Annotated in this window: 1 protein-coding gene; it reads right to left on the reverse strand. The window is 40.8% G+C overall.

Annotation, left to right across the window (positions count from 1 at the left end; all coding sequences use genetic code 11):
- Positions 1-52 precede the first annotated feature (52 nt).
- A complete protein-coding gene (locus FTT94_RS16465) occupies positions 53-985 on the reverse strand; it encodes an IS5 family transposase (protein ID WP_180025590.1) in 933 nt (310 codons plus the stop codon).
- Positions 986-1,039 lie beyond the last annotated feature (54 nt).

Here is a 1,039-nt window from a genome sequence, read left to right on the forward strand (position 1 = left end):
GGCTTTGTTGCATAAAGGTTTGAAAGGCTGAGTTCCCTTAAGCTACTCAAACTTAAGAGACAACTTGGGTATGAGGGCGACCTAATTCTGTGAATTTATTCAAGACTGCCATGCGTGCATGGATCTCATTCACCTGACTTGGAAAACTCCGCGCTGTTAATTTATCGCCTAATAATTTGATGCAATGCATCTTGGTTTCAACCAAACTTCGACGGTGATAACCAGACCACTTTTTCCAAAGCGATCTGCCTAGCCGTTTGACTGTCTTTAATAATTCGTTCCGCTCTATAGACCTCGCTTGCTGATCCTTCCAAGGCTTTGCATTCTTTCTAGGTGGAATGATCGCATGTGCATCTCGATCTAAAATGACTTGTCGGCAGTGCTTTGTGTCATAAGCACCATCTGTATAAACAGAATCAATTGGTTCATCCAAGGGAATTTGAGCAAGTAAATCTTCGAGTACTTGAGAATCACTGACATTATTTGTGGTGAGTTGTACTGCACGTATTTGCAGGGTTTTAGCATCTATAGCAATGTGAAGCTTACGCCATTGGCGACGATATTCAGCCCCATGTTTCTTGCGTTTCCATTCACCTTCACCAAGAAACTTCAAACCAGTAGAGTCTATGAGTAGATGCAGTCCATCACTACTTTTTTGATAGCTAATCGCAATATCAATATGCTTTTGTCTACGACAAAGGGTGGAATAATCCGGAGCTGTCCAATCTAATCCAGAGAGTTTAATCAGACTTTGAACAAAACCTGTGACCATACGTAAAGAGAGTCGGAATAGTAATTTGATCATTAAGCAGCATTGAATCGCTGTATCGGAGTAGGTTTGATTTCGACCTTGCTTGCCTTGTGATTGTGCATACCACTGAGTCTTTGGATCAAACCAAATGGAAATATTACCTCGGTTAATTAAGGCTCGGTTATAGGATGACCAATTGGTTGTACGGTAGATTTTAGAGGCAGGCTTATTCATTTTGAAATTATATTGCTGAATAAGCTTTTGATGCTAGGTTTGTGCAACAAAGCC

The sequence above is a fragment of the Acinetobacter sp. YH12027 genome, assembly GCF_013420085.1.
Lineage (GTDB): Bacteria > Pseudomonadota > Gammaproteobacteria > Pseudomonadales > Moraxellaceae > Acinetobacter > Acinetobacter amyesii.